The following is a 341-nucleotide window of genomic DNA, read 5'->3' as shown; positions in this document are numbered from 1 at the left end:
CACGTGATTGTGGAGCAGGCTCCGGTGGTGTCGGTGGGGTCTGTTCGGCCTGGTGTGCGTGGTGTGGTGTCGGATGTTGTGGTGTGGGTGGTGTCGGCTCGGTCGGAGTCGGGGTTGGTGGGTCAGGCTCGTCGGTTGGCGGGGTGGGTGGCTGCTCGTCCGGGGTTGTCGCCGGTGGATGTCGGGTGGTCGTTGTCGCGGCGGGCGCGGTTGGAGTACCGGGCGGTCGTGGTCGGTTCGGGTCGGGACGAGTTGTTGGCCGGGTTGGTCGCGGTCGCGGACGGTCGGGTCGGTGTGGGGCGTCCGGGTGAGGGTGTGGTCGTCGGCCGGGTGACCGGCGC

1 protein-coding gene is annotated in these 341 nt (G+C 70.7%); it reads left to right on the top strand.

Features of this window, described 5'->3' with window-relative positions; genetic code table 11:
• Positions 1-3: 3 nt before the first annotated feature.
• The coding region (locus OQ02_RS47470) for a CurL C-terminal domain-containing protein (protein ID WP_442973746.1) at positions 4-341 on the top strand (338 nt) is incomplete at its 3' end.

This window comes from Saccharothrix sp. NRRL B-16314, assembly GCF_000716595.1.
GTDB lineage: Bacteria > Actinomycetota > Actinomycetes > Mycobacteriales > Pseudonocardiaceae > Actinosynnema.
The sequence above is the reverse complement of the archived record's forward strand: the minus strand, read 5'-3'. Positions and strand labels throughout refer to the sequence as shown.